General features: G+C 72.9%; 22 protein-coding genes. 12 read left to right on the top strand and 10 right to left on the bottom strand.

Annotated elements, in window-relative coordinates; genetic code table 11:
- The first annotated feature begins 134 nt into the window (after positions 1–134).
- The 3 genes from ACFW9Z_RS23905 (at position 135) to ACFW9Z_RS23895 (ending at position 3,083) form a co-directional block, all read left to right on the top strand.
- Positions 135–1,538, top strand: a complete 1,404-nt coding sequence (locus ACFW9Z_RS23905; RefSeq protein ID WP_384644219.1) for a choice-of-anchor A family protein — start codon at positions 135–137, stop codon at positions 1,536–1,538.
- Positions 1,539–1,734: 196 nt separating this feature from the next.
- On the top strand, positions 1,735–2,517 hold the full coding sequence (locus ACFW9Z_RS23900) for a peptidoglycan-binding protein (RefSeq protein WP_384644217.1): 783 nt from the start codon (positions 1,735–1,737) through the stop codon (positions 2,515–2,517).
- Complete coding sequence (locus tag ACFW9Z_RS23895) at positions 2,514–3,083, top strand: hypothetical protein (protein ID WP_384644215.1); 570 nt, start codon at positions 2,514–2,516, stop codon at positions 3,081–3,083. The genes ACFW9Z_RS23900 and ACFW9Z_RS23895 overlap by 4 nt, the downstream gene beginning before the upstream one ends.
- A gap of 113 nt (positions 3,084–3,196) precedes the next feature.
- Here ACFW9Z_RS23895 and ACFW9Z_RS23890 read toward each other — a convergent pair whose 3' ends face one another.
- Entirely contained in the window at positions 3,197–4,732 is a 1,536-nt protein-coding gene (locus ACFW9Z_RS23890) for an MFS transporter (protein ID WP_384644471.1), read from the bottom strand.
- A 236-nt stretch (positions 4,733–4,968) separates the two neighbouring features.
- On the opposite strand from ACFW9Z_RS23890, the gene ACFW9Z_RS23885 reads away from it, so the two are divergent.
- Both ACFW9Z_RS23885 and ACFW9Z_RS23880 read left to right on the top strand, forming a co-directional pair.
- Positions 4,969–5,415 carry a MarR family winged helix-turn-helix transcriptional regulator gene (locus ACFW9Z_RS23885; protein ID WP_384644213.1) on the top strand — a complete coding sequence of 149 codons (447 nt, stop codon included), beginning with the start codon at positions 4,969–4,971 and terminating at the stop codon, positions 5,413–5,415.
- Between the two features lie 135 nt (positions 5,416–5,550).
- Positions 5,551–6,162, top strand: a complete 612-nt coding sequence (locus ACFW9Z_RS23880; RefSeq protein WP_384644211.1) for a class E sortase — start codon at positions 5,551–5,553, stop codon at positions 6,160–6,162.
- 20 nt (positions 6,163–6,182) lie between these two features.
- On the opposite strand, the gene ACFW9Z_RS23875 is transcribed toward ACFW9Z_RS23880, so the two are convergent.
- Positions 6,183–7,592, bottom strand: coding sequence for an NAD(P)/FAD-dependent oxidoreductase (locus ACFW9Z_RS23875; protein ID WP_384644210.1), 1,410 nt, complete (start codon positions 7,590–7,592; stop codon positions 6,183–6,185).
- A gap of 54 nt (positions 7,593–7,646) precedes the next feature.
- Positions 7,647–8,402: a rhomboid-like protein gene (locus ACFW9Z_RS23870; RefSeq protein ID WP_384644208.1), complete on the bottom strand. Its 756-nt coding sequence runs from the start codon at positions 8,400–8,402 to the stop codon at positions 7,647–7,649.
- On the opposite strand from ACFW9Z_RS23870, the gene ACFW9Z_RS23865 reads away from it, so the two are divergent.
- A complete protein-coding gene (locus tag ACFW9Z_RS23865; protein ID WP_384644206.1) occupies positions 8,401–9,405 on the top strand; it encodes an aminoglycoside phosphotransferase family protein in 1,005 nt (334 codons plus the stop codon). The two genes, ACFW9Z_RS23870 and ACFW9Z_RS23865, sit on opposite strands and share 2 nt — an antisense overlap.
- A gap of 146 nt (positions 9,406–9,551) precedes the next feature.
- On the opposite strand, the gene ACFW9Z_RS23860 is transcribed toward ACFW9Z_RS23865, so the two are convergent.
- Complete coding sequence (locus ACFW9Z_RS23860) at positions 9,552–10,553, bottom strand: zinc-binding dehydrogenase (RefSeq protein ID WP_384644204.1); 1,002 nt, start codon at positions 10,551–10,553, stop codon at positions 9,552–9,554.
- A 108-nt stretch (positions 10,554–10,661) separates the two neighbouring features.
- Here ACFW9Z_RS23860 and ACFW9Z_RS23855 point away from each other — a divergent pair, with 108 nt between their 5' ends.
- Positions 10,662–11,390, top strand: coding sequence for a pentapeptide repeat-containing protein (locus ACFW9Z_RS23855; protein WP_384644202.1), 729 nt, complete (start codon positions 10,662–10,664; stop codon positions 11,388–11,390).
- Between the two features lie 15 nt (positions 11,391–11,405).
- On the opposite strand, the gene ACFW9Z_RS23850 is transcribed toward ACFW9Z_RS23855, so the two are convergent.
- Entirely contained in the window at positions 11,406–11,903 is a 498-nt protein-coding gene (locus ACFW9Z_RS23850; protein WP_384644200.1) for a hypothetical protein, read from the bottom strand.
- Between the two features lie 153 nt (positions 11,904–12,056).
- On the opposite strand from ACFW9Z_RS23850, the gene ACFW9Z_RS23845 reads away from it, so the two are divergent.
- Positions 12,057–12,446, top strand: a complete 390-nt coding sequence (locus ACFW9Z_RS23845; protein WP_384644198.1) for a hypothetical protein — start codon at positions 12,057–12,059, stop codon at positions 12,444–12,446.
- Positions 12,447–12,473: 27 nt separating this feature from the next.
- Here the strand turns inward: ACFW9Z_RS23845 and ACFW9Z_RS23840 are convergent, their stop codons facing one another.
- The 4 genes from ACFW9Z_RS23840 to ACFW9Z_RS23825 all read right to left on the bottom strand — a co-directional run bounded on the left by ACFW9Z_RS23840 (position 12,474) and on the right by ACFW9Z_RS23825 (position 16,525).
- A complete protein-coding gene (locus ACFW9Z_RS23840) occupies positions 12,474–13,532 on the bottom strand; it encodes a methyltransferase (protein WP_384644196.1) in 1,059 nt (352 codons plus the stop codon).
- Positions 13,533–13,606: 74 nt separating this feature from the next.
- Positions 13,607–14,434, bottom strand: coding sequence for a helix-turn-helix domain-containing protein (locus tag ACFW9Z_RS23835; RefSeq protein ID WP_384644194.1), 828 nt, complete (start codon positions 14,432–14,434; stop codon positions 13,607–13,609).
- 94 nt (positions 14,435–14,528) lie between these two features.
- Entirely contained in the window at positions 14,529–15,182 is a 654-nt protein-coding gene (locus ACFW9Z_RS23830) for a response regulator (protein ID WP_384644192.1), read from the bottom strand.
- Positions 15,179–16,525, bottom strand: coding sequence for a sensor histidine kinase (locus tag ACFW9Z_RS23825; RefSeq protein WP_384644469.1), 1,347 nt, complete (start codon positions 16,523–16,525; stop codon positions 15,179–15,181). Before ACFW9Z_RS23825 ends, ACFW9Z_RS23830 begins: the two co-directional genes overlap by 4 nt.
- A gap of 280 nt (positions 16,526–16,805) precedes the next feature.
- Between ACFW9Z_RS23825 and ACFW9Z_RS23820 the strand changes: the two genes are divergently transcribed.
- The 3 genes from ACFW9Z_RS23820 (at position 16,806) to ACFW9Z_RS23810 (ending at position 20,337) form a co-directional block, all read left to right on the top strand.
- Positions 16,806–17,363 carry a heme-binding protein gene (locus ACFW9Z_RS23820; protein WP_384644190.1) on the top strand — a complete coding sequence of 186 codons (558 nt, stop codon included), beginning with the start codon at positions 16,806–16,808 and terminating at the stop codon, positions 17,361–17,363.
- A 68-nt stretch (positions 17,364–17,431) separates the two neighbouring features.
- The gene (locus ACFW9Z_RS23815) at positions 17,432–18,682 is read left to right on the top strand and encodes a YncE family protein (RefSeq protein ID WP_384644188.1); all 1,251 of its coding nucleotides are present in this window, start codon (positions 17,432–17,434) and stop codon (positions 18,680–18,682) included.
- A gap of 212 nt (positions 18,683–18,894) precedes the next feature.
- Entirely contained in the window at positions 18,895–20,337 is a 1,443-nt protein-coding gene (locus ACFW9Z_RS23810) for a M1 family metallopeptidase (protein WP_384644186.1), read from the top strand.
- A gap of 251 nt (positions 20,338–20,588) precedes the next feature.
- Here the strand turns inward: ACFW9Z_RS23810 and ACFW9Z_RS23805 are convergent, their stop codons facing one another.
- A complete protein-coding gene (locus ACFW9Z_RS23805; RefSeq protein ID WP_384644184.1) occupies positions 20,589–21,164 on the bottom strand; it encodes a TerD family protein in 576 nt (191 codons plus the stop codon).
- Positions 21,165–21,344: 180 nt separating this feature from the next.
- Between ACFW9Z_RS23805 and arfB the strand changes: the two genes are divergently transcribed.
- Complete coding sequence (gene arfB, locus ACFW9Z_RS23800; RefSeq protein WP_084748117.1) at positions 21,345–21,779, top strand: alternative ribosome rescue aminoacyl-tRNA hydrolase ArfB; 435 nt, start codon at positions 21,345–21,347, stop codon at positions 21,777–21,779.
- The last annotated feature ends 9 nt before the right edge of the window (positions 21,780–21,788 follow it).

Genomic DNA, 21,788 nt, shown 5'->3' with positions numbered 1-21,788 from the left:
GCCGATGAGATCGCGTTAGTAATTCCTTGAAAAGGGCGCCGAAGGCAATGCGAACGCACCCCCTTGTGCGGGGTCGCTCCGCTGCTATGGTCGGCGCCGTGCGCAAGCGAGAAATTACATTCAGAAGAGCAGGCATGGCAGCCGCATTGGCGCTGTCGATCGGTCTCATGGGCGGCGGAACAATAGTTTCTGCCGGTCCTGCATTTGCTGCGGGTGCGTCGAAATCGTGCCCCGCTCCTGGGGAAATTCCGGGCATCGGTCATGCCCCGACTTTCACGGACAACAATATCGCCCTCTTCGCCGGTGGCGATTACACCGTCAAGGGCGGATCGGCGGAGGCCGAGGGGCTTCTCGTCGTCGGCGGGGACGCCCGGTTCGCCAAGAACGGCGGGATCTTCAACATCGGCCGGGTCGGGGCCGGTTCGGGCATCATCCCCGCGTCCGGTGCGGTGATGCTCGCCGTCGGGGGCGATCTGTCGATCGCCGAGGGAGTGACGGTCGATGTCGGACACGGCCTCACCTCCGGTCCCGGGTACGGGGGTTCGGTCCGGGTGGGCGGTGAGCTCGCGGTCCGGGGCAAGCTGGAGACGAACGGCGGCGGCAGCTCGGGCGGGCTGGGCCGGGAGGCGGCTCTGCGCCCGCACGACGGGTTCGGCGGGACCGTCAAGAAGGAGTCGGCCGCCCTGGGCGCGCTGAAGGCGACGGGGACGACGACGGTGAAGGGCGGCTCGGCCACGTTCCGCAGTACGGGGCCGAGCCGGGGCGATCTCCAGGTCTTCGAGATTGCTGCCGCCGACATCGACGGGGTCTCGTCCTTCTCGTTCGAGTCCATACCGGCCGGTTCGTCCGTCGTGGTCAATGTGACCGGTTCCCAGGCCGTCCGGATTTCTCCCATGGCGGTCGGTTTCAATGGCGACCGGGCCGACGTCTACAGCTCGTCGAAATTTGGTGAAGCCGCTTCACGTATTCTCTACAACTTCCAGGACTCCGCCTCGCTGACCCTGGGGGGCGGCGGGAACTTCATGGGCTCGGTTCTGGCCCCCGAGGCGTCCGCGGACATCACCGCCAGCACCAATGGGCGGCTGTACGTCGGCGGGGACCTGACGACCCACGGCACGGGCAACGAGAGCCACAACTACCCCTGGAACGGCACCCCGCCCTTCTCCTGCACCCCGCAGACACCGCCCGCCCCGTCCCCGACCCCCGACCGGCCGGACGAGCCCACGACCCCGGACGAGCCCGCGACGCCGGGTACCCCCGAGACCCCGGGCACGCCCGAGAACCCGCCCGGGACGACCCCGCCGGAGCGGACGGCCCCGCCGACCCCGCCGGCCGGGCAGACCCCGCCCGCCGAGCCCCCGGTGCCGACCGAGCCGCCGTCCCCGTCCCCGTCCGCGTCGACCCCGGGCGGCGGTGGCGGCGACCTCGCCCTCACGGGCGCGGGCCCGACGGTGGCCGTCGCCGTGGCGGCCGCCCTGGTGATCGCCGCGGGTGCGGCCATCACCCTCGTGACGCGCCGCCGCCGTAGCCGCGTCTGACGCGTCGGAGTGGCTGAGCGGCTGAACTGCTCGGGGGCGGGGCGGCGCGCATCGGCGCTGCCCCGCCCTTCCGGGCGAGGCACCCCATGATCGGAGGCACAGTCCCATGACTTCCCGGCATCATCTGCGGACCGACGACAGGCAAGGGCGTCCGGGCGCGCCGCCGCAGGGCACTGTCTGTTTCGCGGCGAGCCCCGTGTTCGGGCATCTCACGCCGCCGGACAGGACCGAGGACACCCTTGAGCAGGAGGTTCTCAACCTCTTCGCGGAGCCGACGCCCCCCGGGGCCCCGCTGCCGTCACCCCGTACCGCCGGGGCCGAGGCCCGTGGTTCTCATCGCCCCCGCCGTCCCCGTCGCGCCTGGTCCGGCAGGCTCGCGGGGCTCCTCGTGTGCGCCGTGGCGGCCGGTGCCGGTTCGCTGGCCGTGCTGTACGGGGTACCCGGCGCCCAGGACTCCGACCGGCTCGTGGCCGTCGACGGGGAGCGGGTGGTGGCCCCGGTGCCGTCGGCGGCCGGGATGTCCGAAGCTCCCGCGCCGGAGCCGACCCCCACCGTCTCCGTCCCCGCGCCACCGCCCACGACGGCCCCGCCCGCCGTACGCGCGCAGAGCCCGAGTGCCTCGCCCGGCGCGGTCACCCCCGCGCCCCCGGCGTCCCCGAGCACCCCTCCGCCCCCGCCGCCACCGTCCTCACCCCCGCCCCCGACTCCGCCCCCGCCCTCGCCGCCGGTCCGGCAGCCGGACATCCCGCCCGTACTGACGCTCGGCAGCACGGGCCCCGAAGTGGCCGAGCTGCAACGCAGGCTGGAGCGGCTGCACCTGTACCACGGGGCGTACGACGGTGAGTACGACCAGGACGTGGCCGTCGCCGTGCACCGGTTCCAGTGGATACGGAACATCGACGAGCCCGCCGGTGTGTACGGCCCCGCCACCCGGGCGGCCCTCCGGGCGGAGACGGGTACCGCGCGGAGGTCCGCATGACCCTCGGCGCGGTGGACCGGGGGGAGGGGCAACGGCCCGTGCGGGGTGCGTGTGAGCTCTGCGGTTCCGTGCTCGCCGCGGGGCCCGCCACCGACCGGCCCCGGAAGTTCTGCGGGGAGGCCTGCCGTCAGACCGCCCACCGCCGCCGCCTGTGCGCGACCCCGACCGCCCAGCCCGCCGCCCCGCGCCCCACACCGACCGGTAGCGCGTCAACCGGCTGCGCGGTGACGGACATCGCGGGGACCGGTAGCGCGGTGACCGGCGTCGCGTCGGCCTGCGTCGTGGGCGAGCGGCGGTTCGTGGCGCCGTTCCGAGGGCCGTCCGAGGAGTCCGTCGCGGAGCTGGCCAGGAGCGTTCGGGAGCACGCTCACGATCTCGTACGCCGACTGCCTTCCGTCGACGACGAGGAGGCTCTGCGCCGGGTTGCCCAACTACGGGAACAGCTCGACGGGCTGACGGCGGCGGTCATCGGGCGGGCCTGCGGGTTCTCCGCCGCCGGGCGTTCAGTCGTCCCGCGCCCCGGGGGTCAGCACGCGCTGCGTGAACTCCGCGAGCCGGGAACGTAGTTGCCCGCGGGGCAGGCCCTCCCGGCCGGTCAGGTGCTCCACCAGGTCGGCGCGGGTGGCGGCCAGGAGGGCGTGGGCGGTCAAGCCGGGGCCGGGGGTGGCGACGGGGGAGCTCAGGCCTTGGCCTCCGACGGCGCGGGAGCCGCAGAGGCCGTCGGAGCCGCAGGACCCCCAGGAGCCGCGGGACCCCCAGGGGCCGTCGGAGATGCAGGAGTTGCCGTAGCTGCCGTAGCAGTCGTAGCCGCCGTAGCTGCCGGAGCTGCCCCTGCAGGCTGAAGCGGTGTCGTCTGTGCGCGTACGGGGATGAGCGCGGCGACCACCGCCGCCGCCAGGCCCACCCCGCAGCCGATCAGCATCGCGACGCGGAAGCCGTTCTCGGAGGCCAGCGGGAAGCCGCCGAAGTCCGTGGTCATCCGGGCCAGGACCACGCCGATCACCGCCGCCGCGAACGACGTGCCGATCGAGCGCATCAGGGCGTTGAAGCTGTTGGCCGACGCGGTCTCCGACTGGGGCACCGCGCTCATGATGAGGGCGGGCATCGCCCCGTAGGCGAAGCCCACACCGGAGTTGCAGACGAGGGTGACCAGCAGCAGGCTCCACGGGGAGCCGGAGCCGATCAGCGGTACGGAGAGGCCGTAGCCGGCGGCGATGAGCAGGCTGCCGACGGCGAGGGTGACCTTGGGGCCCTTGGCGGCGGACAGCTTGGCGCCGAGCGGGGACATCGCCATCATCATCAGCCCGGCCGGGGCCATCCACAGGCCCATCGCCAGCATCGACTGGCCCAGGCCGTAGCCGGTGGCCTCGGGGAGCTGGAGCAACTGGGGGACGACGAGGGACTGCGCGTACATCGCGAAGCCGACCAGGATCGAGGCCGTGTTCGTCATCAGGACCTGGGGGCGGGCGGTGACGCGCAGGTCGACGAGGGGGTCGCGCAGGCGCAGCTCCCACCAGCCCCAGGCGGGGAGGAGGACGAGAGCGGCGGCGAAGAGGGTGAGCGTCGTGGCGCTGCCCCAGCCCCAGTCGGCGCCCTTGGAGACGGCGAGCAGCAGGGCGACCAGGGCGGCGCCGAGGCCGATGGCGCCGGGCAGGTCGAAGCTGCTGCTCCTGCCGGAGGGGCGGTCGGCGGGCACCAGGGCGCGGATCAGGGCGCCGACCGCGAGGGCGAGTACGGCGACCACCCAGAACAGCACACGCCAGCTGGTGTTCTCCGCGATGGCGGCGGCGAACGGCAGGCCCAGCGCGCCGCCCACGCCCATCGACGCGCTCATGATCGCGATGGACGGGCCGAGCCTCTCGGCCGGGACGACGTCCCGCAGCAGGCTGATACCGAGCGGCACCACGCCCATGCCGAGGCCCTGGAGGCCGCGTCCGGCGATCATCGGGACGACCGAGGAGGACAGGGCGCAGACGACCGAGCCGAGGACCAGCGGTACGAGTGAGACGAGCAGCATCCGCCGCTTGCCGTACATGTCGCCGAGCCGTCCGGCGACGGGCGTGGAGACCGCCGCGGCCAGCAGGGTGGCGGTGATGACCCAGGAGGCGTTGGACGCGGAGGTGTCGAACATCGCGGGGAGCTGCGCGATCAGCGGCACCACGAGGGTCTGCGTGAGCGCCGCCACGATGCCGGCGAAGGCGAGGATGCCGACGATTCCTCCGGGGCGGGCCGCGGGTTCCCCCGGGTGGGCCGTTGGTTCTCCCGGGCCCGGGAGGGTCGCTGCGGGTGGTGAACTCTCCACGGGGTGTCTCCTTCTCGCCCTTGCGGGCCTGCCTGCTGTGCCGGTTCTGTCCGAGCGTCATGTCCGACGTCCAGCTGTGCAAGATACATGGAATGTGCATCATGCACACCTTATGTATCGTGCATATCCATCGTGATATACCTGTACGCGTGGACATGCCCCTCGACCGGATCGAACGCGAGACCATGCTGCTCGGCCGCTACATGCACCTGCTCGCCCCGCGCGAGGAGTGGCGGCTCGACCGCAGCGCCTACATCCTGCTGAGCCGGATCGAGGTGGAGGGCCCCATGTCCATCAGCCAGCTCAGCGAGGCCTTCGGGCTGGACGCCTCCACCCTCAACCGGCAGACCGCCGCGATGCTCCGCGCCGGGGTCGTCGAGCGCATCCCGGACCCCGACGGGGGCATCGCCCGCAAGTTCGCCATCACCGACGAGGGCGCGCGCCGCCTCGACAGCGACCGCAACCGGAACGTGGCGGGTCTGGCGAAGGTCATGGCTGACTGGACGCCCGAGGAGGCGGAGCAGCTCGCCGTCTCGCTCGGCCGCCTCAACCTCTCCATCGAGCGCCTCGACGGGCGGCCCTGGCCCCGCGACTGACGCCTCCTGCGCTCCCGGCCGGGTCCTGGTGTACTGGAAGTGCTGGAGGTAGTGCCCCGGGACAGGGATGGGGGATGGATGCTCATGAGCCGCCGCCGCCGCTGCCGCCGTCTTCTTATGCGTACGCGTCTTCTTATGCGTACGCGTGCGCTTCCCAAGGCTTTCGCCTGTGCCGGTGCCGCCGTCCTGCTGACCGTGGGAGCGGCCGCCGCCCCCGCCGACCGCACCGAACCCCGTACCGAGACCGCCGTCCTCGCGATCCCCGCCATCGGCGTCGAGGACCTGGACGTCGTCCCGTACGAGGGGACCACGGACGACCGCCCCGGCAGCCGCATCCAGGACCGGGGCGTCGCCTCCAGTCCGTACGGGGAGGAGGGCGGGGTCGGGCCGGGAGATGTCGGCAACTACCTCGTCACCGCGCACCGGCTGAGCGCGGGCGGTGTGCTGCGGGATCTGCCGGATCTCGGCAAGGGCGACCCCGTGTACGTGACGGAGGACGGCACCCGGTACACGTACAGGATCACCGAGACCCGGAAGACCTCCTTCCGCAGCGAGCGCTCGCTGGCCGAGCAGCGGGCGGAGGTGCCGGGGCGGCCCGGCGTCGAGCCGACCCGGGCGATGATCACGATCTCCACCTGTGCGACGCCCGAGGACGACGCGGCCGGGAACTTCTGGCGGGACGGCCTCGGCAATCCGGAGCACCGGATCGACAAGGTGGGTGTGCTGGTGGCGGAGGAGTCCTCTTAGCCGAGGAGTCTTCTTGAGGGTCAGTGGCGGCCCGCGATGCGGTCCGCCGCCTTCGCGATGGGGTCGGTGCCGGGGCGCGGTGAGGTCGTCTCGCGGCGGTCGGCGGCGCGGTAGGCCGCGTACAGGCCGTGGACGCCGAGCCAGCGGAAGGGTTCCGGTTCCCAGCGGCGGACCTTGTGGTTGACCCAGGGGAGCGTCGTCAGGTCGGTGGGGCCCGCCTGGCCGGAGTCCTGCTGGATCAGGTCGCGCAGGGTGCGGGCGGCGAGGTTGGCGGTGGCGACGCCGGAGCCGACGTACCCGCCCGCCCAGCCGAGCCCCGTGGAGCGGTCCAGGGTGACGGTGGCGCACCAGTCGCGGGGGACGCCGAGGACCCCGGACCAGGCGTGGTCGATGCGTACGCCCGCCGTGGTGGGGAAGAGGCGGACCAGCAGATCGCGCAGGGCGGCGATGGTGGCGGGCTGGGTGCGGCCGTCGTGGTCGGTGGCGGAGCCGTAGCGGTAGGGGTAGCCGCGGCCGCCGATGGCGATGCGGTCGTCGGCGGTGCGCTGGGCGTAGAGGTAGGCGTGGGCCATGTCGCCGAGGGTCTCGCGGCCCTCCCAGCCGATGGTGTCCCAGACGCGGGCGGGGAGCGGTTCGGTGGCGATCATGGAGGAGTTCATCGGGAGCCAGGTCCGCTTGAGCCCCTTGAGGCCCGCCGTGAAGCCCTCGGTGCAGCGCAGGATGTAGGGGGCGCGGACCGTGCCGTACGGGGTGACGGCGTGCTTGGGCTTGATCTCGGTGACCGGCGTCGACTCGTGGATCGTGACGCCGAGCGCCTCCACGGCGTCGGCCAGCCCCTTGACCAGCTTGGCCGGGTGCAGCCGGGCGCCGTGCGGGGTCCAGGTCGAGCCGACGGCCCCGGTGACATGGACGCGCTCGGCGGTCTCGCGGGCGCCGCGCAGGACCCGGTCACTCTCCCCGAAGGCGATCTCGACGCTGTGGAAGTCCTTGAGCCGGGCGAGCTGCGCCGGGGTGTGGGCGATCTCCAGGACGCCGCCCTGGTGGATGTCGGCCTCGATCTTCTCCTCGGCGGCGGCCCGGACGACCTCGCCGACGGTCTCGTTCATCGCCTTCTGGAGCCGTACGGCGGCCTCGTGGCCGTGCAGCTTCGCGTACCGCTCGCGGCCCGCGATGCCGTTGTAGAGCCAGCCACCGTTACGGCCGGAGGCCCCGTAACCGCAGAACTTGGCCTCCAGCACGGTGATGTTGAGGAAGGGGACGGCCTTCTTCAGGTAGTACGCCGTCCAGAGCCCGGTGTAGCCGCCGCCGACGATGCAGACGTCGGCGCTCGTGTCACCGGGGAGGGGTTCGCGGGGGGCGGGGGTGCCCTCCTGCGCGTACCAGAACGATATGCCGCCGTTGACCGTGCCGGCGTTGCTGACGGTGCTCATGATGCCCCTGGGGTCCCTGTCCGGTGTGATGCCGAGCGTACGTGTGGCGGGACGTTACTGCGCGGCGGACCGTTTCGTCCTGCCCGTCTTGCTCGCCTTACTCGTCCTGCTCGTCTTGTGGATGGTGCGGGTGAGGGGGTAGCAGGCCAGGCCGGTCAGTACGGCGGTGAAGTGGCCCAGGTCGGTGAAGGTGCGGCCGTCGGCGATCAGGGGGACGCCGTAGAAGACGAGGACGGCGAAGAGGTAGACGTACCGCCAAGGGTGCGGCACCCGGTGGACGAGGACGGCGACCACCCCGGCGAGGGCGTAACTCACCCCGATGTCCAGCGTGTTCGTGGCGGACTGCGGTGCGTGGCCGTGCCGGACGGCCCAGCCGAGGACCCCTTCGCCGGCCAGGGTGGCCACGACGTGTGCGGCGACCGCGACGGCGAGCCAGCGCAGGGTGCCGAGCCAGTGTTCGGCGGTGGCGTGGAAGACGGTGAACAGGACGGCGTACGGGAGCCAGCGCGCGCCGTCGATCCACAGGGCGCTGGAGAACAGGACGCGGACGGGGTTCTGCGAGAGCTCGTGGAGGTTGGTGGAGCGCTGCCGCAGGAACTCCTCCGCGAAGGCGGGCGACATCCGGTGCAGGAGGACGGTGGTGACGAGGAGGACCGCCAGCCAGATGTACGTGCCGGGGGCGGTGGCGATCCAGTGGCGTACGGCGGTGATCCAGGCGCTTTCGCGGAGGTGGTGGCGGAGGCGGTGGTGGTTGTTGTGGCGGTGGTCGCGGTCGCGGTGGGTGGTGCGGCCCGGCTGATTTCGGGGCATGGTCCGATTGACGCACGTGCCTAGGATCGGTGGCGTGATTGACATCCCGGACGAACTGATCGCCACTCAGTACGCAGACAACGGGGCGGCCGGGCGGGCGTTCGTCGCCGCGCTGCCGGGTCTCGCCGGGCGGTTCCTGGAGGAGTGGGGGCTGCGGCGGGACGGGGCCGCGATGTACGGCCGGTGCGCGCTGGTCCTGCCGGTGGTGCGGGAGGCGGACGGGGTGCCTGCCGCGCTGAAGCTCCAGTTGGTGGACGAGGAGACGGTGGGCGAGCCGGTCGCGCTGCGGGCCTGGGGTGCGGCGGGGGCCGGGGCGGTCGAGGTGCTCGGGCATGACGCGGGGACGGGGGCTCTGCTGCTGGAACGGCTGGATGAGGGGCGGCCGTTGGGTGGGGTGGTGGCCGGGGTCGCCAAGGCTGGTGGGATGGCCGGTGGCGCGGTTGATGTGGCTGGGGCGCGGGACGCGGTCGGCGTGCTCGGTGAGGTGCTGGCCCGGCTGGTGGCGGTGCCCGCGCCGGACGGGCTGCGGACCCTGGGCGATGCGGTGGAGCGGATGCTGGTGGCGGCCCCGGAGGCGGCGGGGCGGCTGGCGGACGCCTCGGAGCGGCGGTTGCTCGCGGACTGCGCGGCGGCGGTGCGGGAGGTGGCGGGCGAGCCGGGGGACCGGCTGCTCCACTGGGATCTGCACTACGACAACGTCCTGGCCGGACGGGCGGACGCGGGGCGTGCGGGGGAGTGGGTGGCGCTCGACCCCAAGCCCCTGGTGGGGGACCCGGGGTTCGAGCTGTTCCCGGCGCTGGTCAACCTGTTCGACGCCGGGGAGGTGGTGTGGCGGTTCGACGCGTTGACGGAGGCGTTGAGCCTGGAGCGGGACCGGGGGAGGGCACGGGCCTGGACGCTGGGGCGGGTGCTCCAGAACGCGGTGTGGGCGGTCGGGGGCGGGGAGCGCGAACTGGCCCCGGAGCACGCGGAGATCGCGCGGCGGTTGCTGGCGGCGCGGTGACCGCACCGGCCACGGCAAGGCGCTGCTCTGCTCTGCTCGCGGAGCTGGCGCGGCTGGGGGCGGTGGGCGGCCGGGTGGGGGTCTGAGGTTCGGCGGCGTGACGACGTGACGGTTTCACGGTTTCACGGTTTCACGGCGTCACGGCGTCATGGCTCCAGCACCACCTTCCCGATCGTGCCGCGCGTCTCCAGTGCGCGGTGGGCGGCGGCCGCTTCGGCGAGCGGGTAACGCTGGACGGCGGGGCGGAGCCGCCCGGCGGCTGCCTCGGCGAGGGCGCGGCTCTCCAGGGTGCGCAGGCCGCCGCCCCGCTCGACCAGCTGCGGCCCGAGGACGGAGGCGGAGGTGATGGCGCGTTCGGCGAGCTCCTCCGGGGTGAAGGTGAGGGGCTGCCCGTCGTGGAGGCCCTCGCCGGACCAGCCGTAGACGATGTGCTGCCCGCCCTTGCCGAGGAGGTCGACGGCGCTGTGGGCGGTGGTTCCGCCGACGGAGTCGTAGACGACGGTGGCCCACAGGCCGTTCGCGTCGAGGAAGGCGCGGGCCTGGTCGGGCCAGTCGGGGAGGGTGTAGTCGAGGGCGAGGTCGGCGCCGTTCGCCTCCGCCCGGGCGGCCTTGGCGAGGCCTCCGGCCAGGGCGATGACGGTGGCCCCGGCGTTCTTGGCGTACTGGACGAGGAGGGTGCCGATCCCGCCCGCCGCCGCCGTGACGACGGCCACGGAGGTGGGGCCGAGGTCGGTGAAGGAGAGGACGCCGAGGGTGGTGCGGCCGGTGCCGATCATGGCGACGGCTTCGGCGGCGCCGAGGTCGTTGGGGAGCTCGTGGAGCCTGTCGGCCTCGGTGACGGTGAGTTCGGCGTAGCCGCCGGGGGCCATGCCGATGTGGGCGACGACGCGCTTGCCGAGCCAGGCGGGGTCGGTGCCCTCGCCGAGCGACTCGACGGTTCCGGCGACCTCGCGGCCGGGGATGGTGGGGAGTTCGGCGGGGGCGGGGAAGGGGCCGGTGCGGCCTTCCCGCAGGGCGGTGTCCAGGAGGTGCACGCCGGCTGCCGCGACGGCGATGCGGACCTGGCCGGGGCCGGGGACGGGGTCCTCGGTCCGTTCGTACGTGAGGTTCTCGGCGGGGCCGAAGGTGTGGAGGCGGATGGCGCGCATGGGCGGTCTCCCGGGCTGGTGGGACGGGCGGTCGCTCCGACCCTCGTACCTCAGGTGCACTTGAGGTCAACCCCGGTGTTTGTCAGTGGTGTGCGTCACGATGGGGTCATGGCAGCGAGTGCGGGCAGGACGACGAGAAGCAAGAAGGACACCAAGGGCTCCAAGGCCTCCAAGGGCTCCACGGGCTCCATCGCGGCGGCTCGGCGCCCGGAGGTGCGGCTGCCGCCGCTCGTTCCGTACGGGGGCAAGGGCCTGGAGCCGGACGGGGACTACGACGGGGTGCGGTTCGACGGGGCGGACCTGACGGACGAGTCGGGGCCGGGCGCCCGGTTCATGGACTGCGCGCTGGACGGCTGCGCCCTCGACCGTACGGAGCTGGCGCGGGCCCGCTTCATCGACTCGGTGCTGACGGGCGTACGGGGCGTGGGCACCGACCTCGCGGGGGCGTCGCTGCGGGACGTGGAGGTGGTGGACGCGCGGCTGGGCGGGGTGCAGCTGCACGGGGCGGTGCTGGAGCGGGTGGTGGTGCGGGGCGGGAAGATCGACTACCTGAATCTGCGGAAGGCCCGGCTGAAGGACGTGGTCTTCGAGGGCTGCGTGCTCTCCGAGCCCGATTTCGGGGACGCGCACCTGGTGCGGGTGGAGTTCCGGGACTGTGTGCTGAAGCGGGCCGACTTCAGCGCGGTGCGGATGGAGTCGGTGGACCTGCGGACGGTGGCCGAGCTGGACATCGCGCGCGGGGTGGACCGGCTGGCGGGCGCGGTGATCAGTCCGGCACAGCTGATGGAACTGGCTCCGGCGTTCGCGGCACAGATCGGGGTGCGGGTGGAGGGGTGAGGGGGCCGGTCCCGGTCAGAGCCGGGGGAAGCGGGCCTGGAGGTCCCAGATCACGGGGTTGTCGGCGAGGCCGTCGTGCATGTCGGCCAGGTCGGCGATCAGGTCGTGCAGGAAGTCGCGGGCCTCGCGGCGCAGCAGGGAGTGGCCGAAGGTGAGCGGGGGCTCGTCGCCGGGCATCCAGTCCGCCTCGACGTCGACCCAGCCGAAGCGCCGCTCGAAGATCATGACGTCCGAGGACTCGGTGAAGTCCAGCTCCGCGTACTGCCGCCGGTGCGAGCGGTTGCCGCGGGGGTCCTGGTCGATCTGCTCGACGATGTCGCACAGCGCCCACGCGAAGTCGAGCACCGGAACCCATCCCCAGGCTGTGGACACCTCGCGGTCCGCCTTGGTGTCCGCGAGGTAGACGTCACCGGAGAACAGATCGTGCCGCAGCGCGCGGACGTCCGCGCGGCGGTAGTCGGTCTGCGGGGGATCGGGGAAGCGCCGGGAGAGGGAGTAGCCGATGTCGAGCACGGATCGATGGTGTCATGCCCGGTCATGGGGGGCCGACACGAACGGGTGAAGGAGACCCGTTATGCCTTGGGCCTACTACCCCGCCCACCTCTACGCGAAGTTCCGGTACCCGCCGGTGCTGCTGGTCGTCTGCCGGGACAAGGGGACGGCGGAATGGGCGGCCGAGCCCATCCGTACATACTGGAAGCGCTCGCCGAGGCCCTCCGGGCCACGGATGCCGACGCCGCGGCGGTCTTCGCCGAATTCACCGAAGCGGGCCTGGGCGCCACCCCGGCCCGTGAGATCTGGAGGAACCTGATGGGCACTGGTCTCAGTCACTTCCGTGGCATCGTCGCCGAAACCTTCCGTGACGAGGGGCGCGACGAAGGCCGGGTCGCGGGCCGGGTCGAGGACATCCTGCGGATTCTTGAGGTGCGCGGTGTCGCGGTGCCCGAGGACGCGCGGCAGCGGATCACCGCCTGCACGGACCTTCCGGTGCTCGATGTGTGGTTCGAGCGGGCCGTTACGGCGATGACCGCCGACGCGGTGTTCGAGGAGAGCTGACCGCCGGGTTCGCCGCAGGGCCCGTGGTCAGTCGGCCATGGCTTCGATGAGGGTGAACGGGGCGGCCGCCGTGAGCGGGGTGACCTCCGTGAGGGTCAGGCCCGCGCGGTGGCACACGGTCGCGAAGTCCTTGCGGGTGCGCTCTCTGCCGCCCACGTTCACCAGCATGTTGAGGTCGCTCAGGTAGGTGGCTCCGCCGTCGGCGGCGTCGGCCGTGATGTCGACGACCTCGGGGAGCACGGGCTCCACGATGAGGACGAGGCCCCCGGGCGGCAGGGCCTTGCGGCAGTTGCTCAGGATCGTGACCGCCTGGTCGTCCGTCCAGTCGTGCAGCACGCTCTTCAGGAGGTAGAGATCCGACCCTGCGGGGACCGCCTCGAAGAAGTCCCCGGCGATCAGGGAGCACCGCCCCTCCAACCCGCGCCGCGCCAATGTGTCCGGCGCCTCGGCCAGCCCCTCCGCCGTGTCGAGAACCACTCCGGTGAGCCCCGGATGCGCGGCGAGCACACCGGCCAGCAACGTTCCGTCGCCCCCGCCCACGTCCGTGACCGACGTGTACCGGCCGAAGTCGAAGGCGTACGGCAGCGCGGCCGCGGTCTCCGAGGTGGCCTGGCTCATCGCCGCGTTGAACGCGGCCGACAGCTCGGGGTGCCGACCCAGGTGGCTGAAGAAATCCGTGCCGAAGACGGTGTCGAACGCGATCTCGCCGGTACGGACGCTGTCGTCCAGGTGCTCCCACGCCCGTACGATCGCGGGCTCGGTGAACATGCTCACGAACGAGGCGAGCGAGTCGGGGCGGCCGGGGTGCAGGAGCGCTCCCGCCGGGGTCACCGTGAAGAAGTCGGGGTCGTGCTCCCGCAGCAGGCCGAGCCCGGTCAGGGCGCGCAGCAGCCGCGTCATGGGCTGGGGTTCGGCCCCGGCGTCGGCGGCCACATCGGCGGCCCGGCGCGGCGTATCGCCCAGCAGCTCGACCACCCCCAGCCGGACCGCCGCGCGCAGGGTCTGCGCTGCCATGCTGCCGAACGCGAGCCGGCCGATCAGATCGCGGTCGGCTGCGTCCGCTGCTGGAGCTTCGGTGTGTGTCACGGGTGATTCCCTCTCTGGACGCTGCTTGTTGTCTTGGTGGGGTTCGGTTTGTTCCGGGGGCTTCCCGCGCGCGGTCAGCCGGCGGATGTGGTTCGGGTGGCCAGCGCGCCCGGTGTGCATCCGGCCAGGGCCAGGACATCGCGGTGGAGGTGCGGCTGGTCGGCGTATCCGCATGTCAGAGCGGTGTCGGCGGCGGAGTTGCCCGCGTGGAGGGCCCGGGCGGCGTGGTCGAAGCGGACGAGTACGGCGGCGCGCTTGGGGGTGAGGCCGATCTGGTCGGTGAACCTGGACCACAGCCGCTTGCGGCTCCACCCGAAGGACGCGGCGAGGTCGTCGACCCGGATCCGGCCCCGGCGGGCCACGATGGTGTCCCAGGCGGCGGCGACCTCGGGCGACATCGACGGTGCCCCCGCAGCCCGCCTCGCGAGGAACGCGTCCGTCAGCGCGAGGCGTTCCTGCCACGTCGTGGCGTCGGTCAGCCGCTCGCGGAGGAGGCGCGCGTGCCGCCCCCAGAGGTCCTCAAGTACGGTGACGGAACCGTCCAGTTCGCGCGGAGGGACCCCCAGCAGCGCATGGGCCGCCCGGGGTGACAGGCACACCTCGACGCACGCGACCCGCTCGCCCCGGATGTGCGCCGGACCGGGCGACAACGGGGCGACGAAGCTCCTCATGGGCCGGGGCCCGGTGGCGCTCTCCACCGTGACGGGGGCGTCCCCGAGCCCGATGACGACGACCACGGCGGGCTGGGGGAGCACCTGCATGTCCAGCCCGACGGCCGCGCGGTCACGGAAGCCGGCCATACGGACCCCGTCGAGCGAGGGGCCCCCGACGAGGTGGGCGACCTCCCAGCCGTCCTCGGTGTCCCGGTCCGGGGGTTCGGGCCCCCTCTGCTGTCTGCGCATGCCTCTACCGTCGCGGACTTCGGCGCGCCTGTCTTGGACGAATGTTCCGTCAGCCCGTCAGCCCGTCAGCCCGTGCCGTCGGCGTCTACGGCGTTTATGGCAGCAGCCGTTGTTCCTTCGCGACCGATACCGCCCCCGCCCGCGTGTCCACGCCGAGCTTGTCGTAGATCCGGCCCAGGTGCGTCTTGACCGTGGCCTCGCTGATGAACAGGGCGCGGGCGATGTCGCGGTTGCCGAGGCCCTGGGAGAGCTGGGCCAGGATGTCGCGTTCCCGGTCGGTGAGGGTGGGGCGGGGGCTGCGCATCCGGGCCATGACCCGGCTGGCCACGGGGGCCGAGAGCGTGGTGCGGCCCTGGGCGGCGGAGCGGATGGCGGCGAAGAGCTCCTCGGGGCGTTCCGCCTTCAGCAGGTAGCCGGTGGCCCCGGCCTCGATGGCGCGGGTGATGTCGGCGTCGGTGTCGTACGTGGTCAGCACCAGGACGTGGACCGTGCCGTCGGCCGCGATGCGGCGGGTCGCCTCGACGCCGTCGATGCCCTCGCCGAGCTGGAGGTCCATGAGGACGACGTCCGGGGTGAGCCGGGCGGCGAGCACCACGGCCTCCTCGCCGCTGCCCGCCTCGCCGACGACCTCGATGTCCGGTTCGCTGCCGAGGAGGGCCAGCAGTCCGGCGCGGACGACCACGTGGTCGTCACAGAGCAGGATGCGTACGGGGGCGGGCGCGGGGGACGGGGTTGCCTCGCCGGTCATGTGGGGTCCTCCGTGGGGTTCTCCGTGGGGTTCTCCGTGGTGGTGGGCGCGAGCGGGATCTCGGCCGAGAGCACCGTGCCCTCGCCCGGGGCCGACTCGATCGTCAGTCTTCCGCCGAGCTGGTGCACGCGGGCCCGGATCGCGGGGAGCCCATGACCTCGTACGGCGTGTTCCTCGCGTGAGCCGGCCCGCTCCACCGTGAAGCCGCGGCCGTTGTCGCCGATGTCCAGGACCACCCGGTCGCCCAGGTGCGTCAGGGTCAGCCCGGCGGCGGTGGCGTCGGCGTGTTCCCGTACGTTGGCGAGGGCCCCCTGGGCGATCCGCAGCAACGCCGACTGAACCCGGTCCGGCAGGGGCGCGTACGGTGTGCCCTCCACGTGGCAGCGGACGGTCAGGACCCCGTGCGCCTGGGCCGTCTCGCGGGCCGCCAACGCGTGCAGGGCCGCTTCCAGGCCGCCGCCCTCCGCGAGGTCGGCCGGGGCCAGGTCGTGGACGAAGCGGCGGGCCTCGGCGAGGTTGCGTTCCGCGATGCCGGTGGCCGTACGGACGTGGCGGCGGGCGGCGTCCGGGTCGGCGTCCCACGTGCGGTCGGCCGCCTGGAGCAGCATCTGCTGGCTGGACAGGCCCTGGGCCAGCGTGTCGTGGATCTCCATGGAGAGCCGCTGACGTTCGGCGAGGGTCCCCTCGCGCCGCTCGGTGGCGGCCAGTTCGCGCCGGGTGCGCAGCAGGTCGTCGATCAGCTCGCGCTGACGGGCGGCCAGTTCCCGTTGGCGTACGGCCTGACGCTGCATATGGACGAATACGGCGGTGGCGACGGCCGCCACGGCGGGCGGGGCGAGCACCAGGTTCGGGTCGAACCCGGTGGCCAGGCGCAGTTGCGCGGCCACCACGAACGCGGTGAGCAGGGCGACCAGGGCGAGGGCCGCGCGCGGCGGCAGGATGCGCAGCCCGGTGTAGAAGAGCGGCACCGCACACCACGCGAAGCTCGGCGCGAGCACGACCAGCACCATCCAGACGGCGACCAGCACCCCGAGCCAGGCCACCCGGCGCGGGGTGGGGCGCGAGCCGAGGACGGGGCCCAGGAGGTAGAGCACGGCCAGGGTGATCGACAGGGCGATGATCCACGGCGTACGGGCCTCGCCCGGGTGCCGCATCAGGAACCGGGTCAGCGAGGCGCCGAGCAGCAGGAAGAAGGCGGCGTGGATGAGGAGCGCGAGCCACCGGGCGTCGGGGTCGGGGCCGGGGCCGACGGCCGTACCGTCCCTCTCCGCGTCCCGCGCACCGTCCCATTCCGTGTCCCGTGCACCGGCCCTCTCCGTGTCCCGTGCACCGGCTCTCCCCAGCTCCCGCGCCCCGGCCCTCCCCGGCTCCCGCGCACCGCTCCAGTACTCCACCCCGTACCTCCTCACATTCCCTCGCTGACCAGCACAGATCCCTCCATGGTGACCCCGTCGGACCACCCGCGCATCAACCGATCGGCCGACAGAGACATCGACCGTCCCGCGCCCCGCTTCCAGCCGGTACGCCGACCGTACGGGGCCGGATCCGCCCGGAGGATCGATGGCAGAGAACGAAACGCCGGGGCCGTCATCGGGACGGCCCGGAAACCACCAGGGAGTCACCATGAAGAAGCTGTCGCTGCGTGCCCGTGTCCTCACCGGTACCGTCGCCGTCGCCGCCCTCGGAGCCGGGACCTTCGGCGCCGTCTCCGCGAACGCCTCCGCCCCGGCCGCCGCCCCCGCCGCCGCCGTCAAGGCCGACACCCACAACCGCAACCTCCAGCAGAGCACCCACCTCACCGTGGCCGCCGCGACCAAGGCCGCGCAGGCCACGCTGGACGCCGCGAAGAAGGAGAACCAGCGCGTCTCGGTCGCGGTCGTCGACCGCAACGGCAACACCATCGTGACGCTGCGCGGCGACGGCGCGGGCCCGCAGTCCCCCGAGTCCGCCGTGAAGAAGGCGTTCACCGCCGTCTCCTGGAACGCCCCCACCTCCGAGCTGGTCAAGCGCCTGGAGCAGGCCCCCAACCTGAAGGACATCCCCGGCACACTGTTCCTCGGGGGCGGCGCCCCGGTCCAGGTCAAGGGCGCCCCGGTGGCGGGCATCGGCGTGGCGGGAGCGCCCAGCGGCGACCTCGACGAGAAGTTCGCCCAGGCGGGCGTCGCCGCCCTCGCCCGGTAGCCACCCCCGTACAACCGCCCGCCCGCCCGGCCTCACACACGCACGCCCGCACGGAAACGGAGAGGTCCATGATCCGCCGGACACCCCCGACGGCCCGCCGCCTCGCGCTCGGCCTCGTCGCGGTCGCCGTGCTCGCCGGGTGCGCGTCCGGCACCCCAAGAGCGCACCCGGAAGCGCACCCAGAAGTGCACCAGGAAGCGGCCCCGCAGGCGGACCCGGCCCCGGAGGCGTCCGCCGCGCCCGGCACCGTACGCACCGCCGACCCCTCCCGTACCCCCACCGGCCGCACCCCCGAAGGCACCCTCCTCGTCGCCGACTTCGGCAGCGACACCGTGACCTTCGTCGACCCCGGCAAGGGCGGCAGCGGCAGGGGCGGCAGCGGCAGGGGCGGCAGCGGCGGAGGCGGTGCTCCCATCGCCTCCGTCGAGGTCGGCACCGCCCCCTACGGGCTGGTCGTCGGCGAGGACGGGCGCGCCTGGGTCGCCACCGCCGAAGGTGTCGCCGTCGTGGACACGCGGCGGCGCACCCGGCTCGCGCTGATCCCGTACGAGACGGAGACCGGCCCGGTCACCACCGGCGAGTACCGGGGCGGCGGCATGGGCATCGCCCTGGCCCCCGACGGCCGGCACGTCTACGTCGGGGTCAACGTGCCCGGCGGCGACGGCACGGTGGAGGTCGTCGACACCGCGACCCGCGAGGTCACCGGTACCGCGCCCGTCGGCCGCCGCCCCTTCGACGTGGACGTCTCGCCGGACGGCCGAGAGGTGTACGCCACCGGCCACGACTCCTTCGACGTGACGGCGGTCGACGCCCGGACGCTGAAGACCCGGCGCATGGAGGTCGCTCCGTACGGCACCGAGGGCGGGCTCGGCTCCTGGCTGAAGCCGCACTACGCCGTCGTACGCCCCCAGGACGGCATGCTGCTCCTGCCGTTCGAGGGGGAGCGGCTCGCGGTCCTCGACCCGCGTACCGGCAGGGTGACGGTCGAGCGGATGACCGCCGACACCCACCAGCACGGTGCGGCGCTCACCCCCGACGGCACCCTCCTCGTCGTCGGCACCGGCCCGATCGGTGCGGCCGACCAGGGCCCCTCGCTCACCGTCCGCACCCCGGACGGCAGGGAGCGTCTCGTCCCGCTGGACGGGCCGCACGAGGACGTGGCGGTGTCGGCGGACGGCCGAACGGCTTACGTGACCGGTGGGTTCACCCGCGACGGGTACTGGAACGGGATCACGGTCGTCGACCTGAACGACGGTGAGAAGAGTCGACCGATCCGCCTCCCCGCAGGCAACCGACCCCTCGGTATCGCCATCCTCTGAGTCGGGAGCCGTCCGCCCGTCCCCCGGGGCGGGCGGCTCCTTCCCGTCCACGGAGTTCGTTCCCCGGGGCGGGCGGCTCTTTCCCGTCCACGGAGCCCGTCCCTCCCGGGGGGCTTCTTCCCGTCCACGGAGCTCGTCCCCCGGGGCGGCGGCTCCCTCCCGCCCAAGGAACTCAAAACCCGGCCCCCGGACCCGGCGCCTAGGATCGACCGGTGAACCTCCGAACCCCGGCCGCCGTCCCCCTCCTGCTCGCCCTCGCCCTCCTCGGCGCGGGCTGCTCCGGCGGGGTCGAGGGCACCCCGGGGGCGGTCGGGCTCCGCGACCCGTACTTCCCGGGGCTCGGCAACGGCGGTTACGACGTCACCCACTACGGCCTGAAGCTCGACCTCGGCCCGTCCGCCGATGAGCTGAGTGGCCCGTCCACCGACGGACCGAGCGGTCCCGCCGCCGACCGGCTGCGCGGTACGGCCACGATCACCGCCCGCGCCACCCAGGACCTCAGCGCCTTCCACCTCGACCTCGCCGGGCTCGACGTGGAGGGCGCCACCGTGGAGGGGCGTCCGGCGGCCGTGAACCGGGCGGGCAAGGAGCTGACGATCCGTCCGGCGGCCGCGGTGGAGGACCGGCTGCGCAAGGGGCGCACGTTCACCACCGTCGTGCGTTACTCCGGCTCCCCGCAGGCCATCACGGACGCGGGCGGCGACAAGGAGGGCTGGCTGCGGACGGCGGACGGCGCGGTCGCCCTCGGTGAGCCGACCGGCTCCATGGCCTGGTTCCCCGGCAACCACCACCCGAGCGACAAGGCCACGTACGACATCGAGGTCACCGTCCCCGATCCGCTGACGGCCGTCTCCAACGGGGAGCTGGTCTCCCGCCGTACGGAGAACGGCCGCACCGCCTACCTCTGGCGCACCACCGAACCGATGGCGAGCTATCTCGCGACCGTCGCCGTCGGCCGCTTCACCACGCACCAGTCGCGCACGCCCGAGGGCATCCGGCTGTTCACCGCCGTGGACCCGGAGTCGGCCGCCGGAAGCCGGGACGTGCTGGCGGAGATCCCGGCGGTGCTCGCGTGGTCGGCGGAGAGGTTCGGCCCGTACCCGTTCCGTTCGGCGGGGGCGATCGTGGAGCGGACGGGCGACTCGACGTACGCCCTGGAGACCCAGAACCGGCCCGTCTTCCCCGGCCCGCCCGACACCGCACTCCTCGTCCACGAGCTGGCCCACCAGTGGTTCGGGAACTCCGTCACCCCCGCGACCTGGCGGGACCTGTGGCTGAGCGAGGGCTTCGCCACGTACGCGGAGTGGCTCTGGGCCGCCGACCACGACGGCGTACCGATCGGGAAGAGCTTCGAGGAGGCGTACGCCGACGATGCCAACTGGGCCTTCCCGCCCGCCGGTCCGCCCGCCGCCGGGGACCTCTTCTCCTCGCCGGTGTACGGGCGCGGGGCCATGGTCGTGCACCGCATCCGGCTGGCCGTGGACGACGACCGGGCGTTCTTCGCGCTGGTCCGGGGGTGGACGAAGGCGCACCGGCACCGGAACGCCGCCACCGAGGACTTCACCGCGTACGTCGAGGAGAGGACGGGCCAGGACCTGACGGAGCTGTGGGACACCTGGCTGTACGGCGAAAGCCGGCCGCCCAAGGAGGGCTGACCGGCTTCCGTAAGTCCTCTCTGGGGCGGCTGCTTGACGTTGACCCGGTCCAGGTGGCCGAGACCGCCTTCAGTTCCTCGCTGTCCGCGCCGAACAGGTCGGTCGGTCGCCGCCTTTTCGGTCGCGACGCGCGCGCCCGCTGGTGCGATTTTGCTGCACAGGGCACACGTGTTGACGGCGCATCACGCACGGGAGCCCCCGGCCGCGTGGATGGCGGCCGGGGGCTCCTGTGGAACAGTCGTGCGCTCGGGTCAGAGGTTGACGCCGAAGTCGCGGGCGATGCCGGTCAGGCCGGAGGCGTAACCCTGGCCGACCGCGCGGAACTTCCACTCGGCACCGTTGCGGTAGAGCTCGCCGAAGACCATGGCGGTCTCGGTGGCGGCGTCCTCGCTCAGGTCGTAGCGGGCGATCTCGGCGCCGCCGGCCTGGTTGAGGATGCGGATGAACGCGTTGCGGACCTGGCCGAAGTTCTGGCTGCGGTTCTCGGCGTCGTAGATGGAGACCGGGAAGACGATCTTGTCCACGTCGGCCGGCAGGCCCGCCAGGTTGACGTTGATCTGCTCGTCGTCGCCCTCGCCCTCACCCGTGACGTTGTCACCGGTGTGCACGATGGTCTGGTCCGGCGTCGACTTGTTGTTGAAGAAGACGAAGTGGCCGTCGGAGACGACCTTGCCCGCCGCGTTGACCGCGATCGCCGAGGCGTCGAGGTCGAAGTCGGTGCCGGTGGTGGTGCGGACGTCCCAGCCGAGGCCGACCGTGACGGCGGTCAGGCCCGGGGCCTCCTTGGTGAGCGAGACGTTGCCGCCCTTGGACAGGCTTACAGCCATGGGAAGTCCCTTTCCTCGTCGTGTGCGGGCATTCGTGCCATCACGAAAGCTACCGCCACCCGTCATAACGCAACCAGCAGACCATGAGGTTCCTGCTCCCTTTACTTTCTTTGCCGAACTTCCTCCTGAAGGGGTCTCAGGGGCAAAAGAAGGTGACGGGACGGGCAGGGAGCGGGGAACATGGGTGACATGTCCGGGCCCTATGTCATCCGCGGCTCGGTCTCCCTGCCGGAGGCCGAGCTCATGTGGCGTTTCTCGCGCTCCTCCGGGCCCGGCGGCCAGCACGTCAACACCAGCGACTCCCAGGTGGAGCTGCGCTTCGACCTCGCGGCGACCGACGCGCTCCCCGAGGTGTGGAAGGCGCGGGCGCTGGAGCGGCTCGCGGGCAGACTGGTGGGCGGAGTCGTCTCCGTACGGGCGTCCGAGCACCGCTCCCAGTGGCGCAACCGCGAGACGGCCGCCGTCCGGCTCGCCGCCCTCCTGGCCGAGGCCACGGCGCCGCCGCCCAAGCCGCGGATCAAGCGCAAGATCCCGCGCGGGATCAACGAGCGCAGGCTGCGCGAGAAGAAGCAGCGCGGCGACACCAAGCGCGGCCGCTCGGGCCGGGACTGGTAGACCCGCCGC

The organism is Streptomyces sp. NPDC059452 (genome assembly GCF_042750035.1).
In the GTDB taxonomy this organism is placed as follows: Bacteria; Actinomycetota; Actinomycetes; order Streptomycetales; family Streptomycetaceae; genus Streptomyces.
This window is presented reverse-complemented; position numbering and strand designations above follow the sequence as displayed.

What these genes read in the sequence shown, in the direction of transcription:
- ACFW9Z_RS23905 (WP_384644219.1), top strand. Translation starts at nt 135, where the DNA reads ATGGCAGCCGCATTGGCGCTGTCGATCGGTCTCATGGGCGGCGGAACA.
- ACFW9Z_RS23895 (WP_384644215.1), top strand. Translation starts at nt 2,514, where the DNA reads ATGACCCTCGGCGCGGTGGACCGGGGGGAGGGGCAACGGCCCGTGCGG.
- ACFW9Z_RS23880 (WP_384644211.1), top strand. Translation starts at nt 5,551, where the DNA reads ATGCGTACGCGTGCGCTTCCCAAGGCTTTCGCCTGTGCCGGTGCCGCC.
- ACFW9Z_RS23875 (WP_384644210.1), bottom strand. Translation starts at nt 7,592, where the DNA reads ATGAGCACCGTCAGCAACGCCGGCACGGTCAACGGCGGCATATCGTTC.
- ACFW9Z_RS23865 (WP_384644206.1), top strand. Translation starts at nt 8,401, where the DNA reads ATGGTCCGATTGACGCACGTGCCTAGGATCGGTGGCGTGATTGACATC.
- ACFW9Z_RS23870 (WP_384644208.1), bottom strand. Translation starts at nt 8,402, where the DNA reads ATGCCCCGAAATCAGCCGGGCCGCACCACCCACCGCGACCGCGACCAC.
- ACFW9Z_RS23860 (WP_384644204.1), bottom strand. Translation starts at nt 10,553, where the DNA reads ATGCGCGCCATCCGCCTCCACACCTTCGGCCCCGCCGAGAACCTCACG.
- ACFW9Z_RS23855 (WP_384644202.1), top strand. Translation starts at nt 10,662, where the DNA reads ATGGCAGCGAGTGCGGGCAGGACGACGAGAAGCAAGAAGGACACCAAG.
- ACFW9Z_RS23845 (WP_384644198.1), top strand. Translation starts at nt 12,057, where the DNA reads ATGGGCGGCCGAGCCCATCCGTACATACTGGAAGCGCTCGCCGAGGCC.
- ACFW9Z_RS23835 (WP_384644194.1), bottom strand. Translation starts at nt 14,434, where the DNA reads ATGCGCAGACAGCAGAGGGGGCCCGAACCCCCGGACCGGGACACCGAG.
- ACFW9Z_RS23830 (WP_384644192.1), bottom strand. Translation starts at nt 15,182, where the DNA reads ATGACCGGCGAGGCAACCCCGTCCCCCGCGCCCGCCCCCGTACGCATC.
- ACFW9Z_RS23820 (WP_384644190.1), top strand. Translation starts at nt 16,806, where the DNA reads ATGAAGAAGCTGTCGCTGCGTGCCCGTGTCCTCACCGGTACCGTCGCC.
- ACFW9Z_RS23815 (WP_384644188.1), top strand. Translation starts at nt 17,432, where the DNA reads ATGATCCGCCGGACACCCCCGACGGCCCGCCGCCTCGCGCTCGGCCTC.
- ACFW9Z_RS23805 (WP_384644184.1), bottom strand. Translation starts at nt 21,164, where the DNA reads ATGGCTGTAAGCCTGTCCAAGGGCGGCAACGTCTCGCTCACCAAGGAG.
- arfB (WP_084748117.1), top strand. Translation starts at nt 21,345, where the DNA reads ATGGGTGACATGTCCGGGCCCTATGTCATCCGCGGCTCGGTCTCCCTG.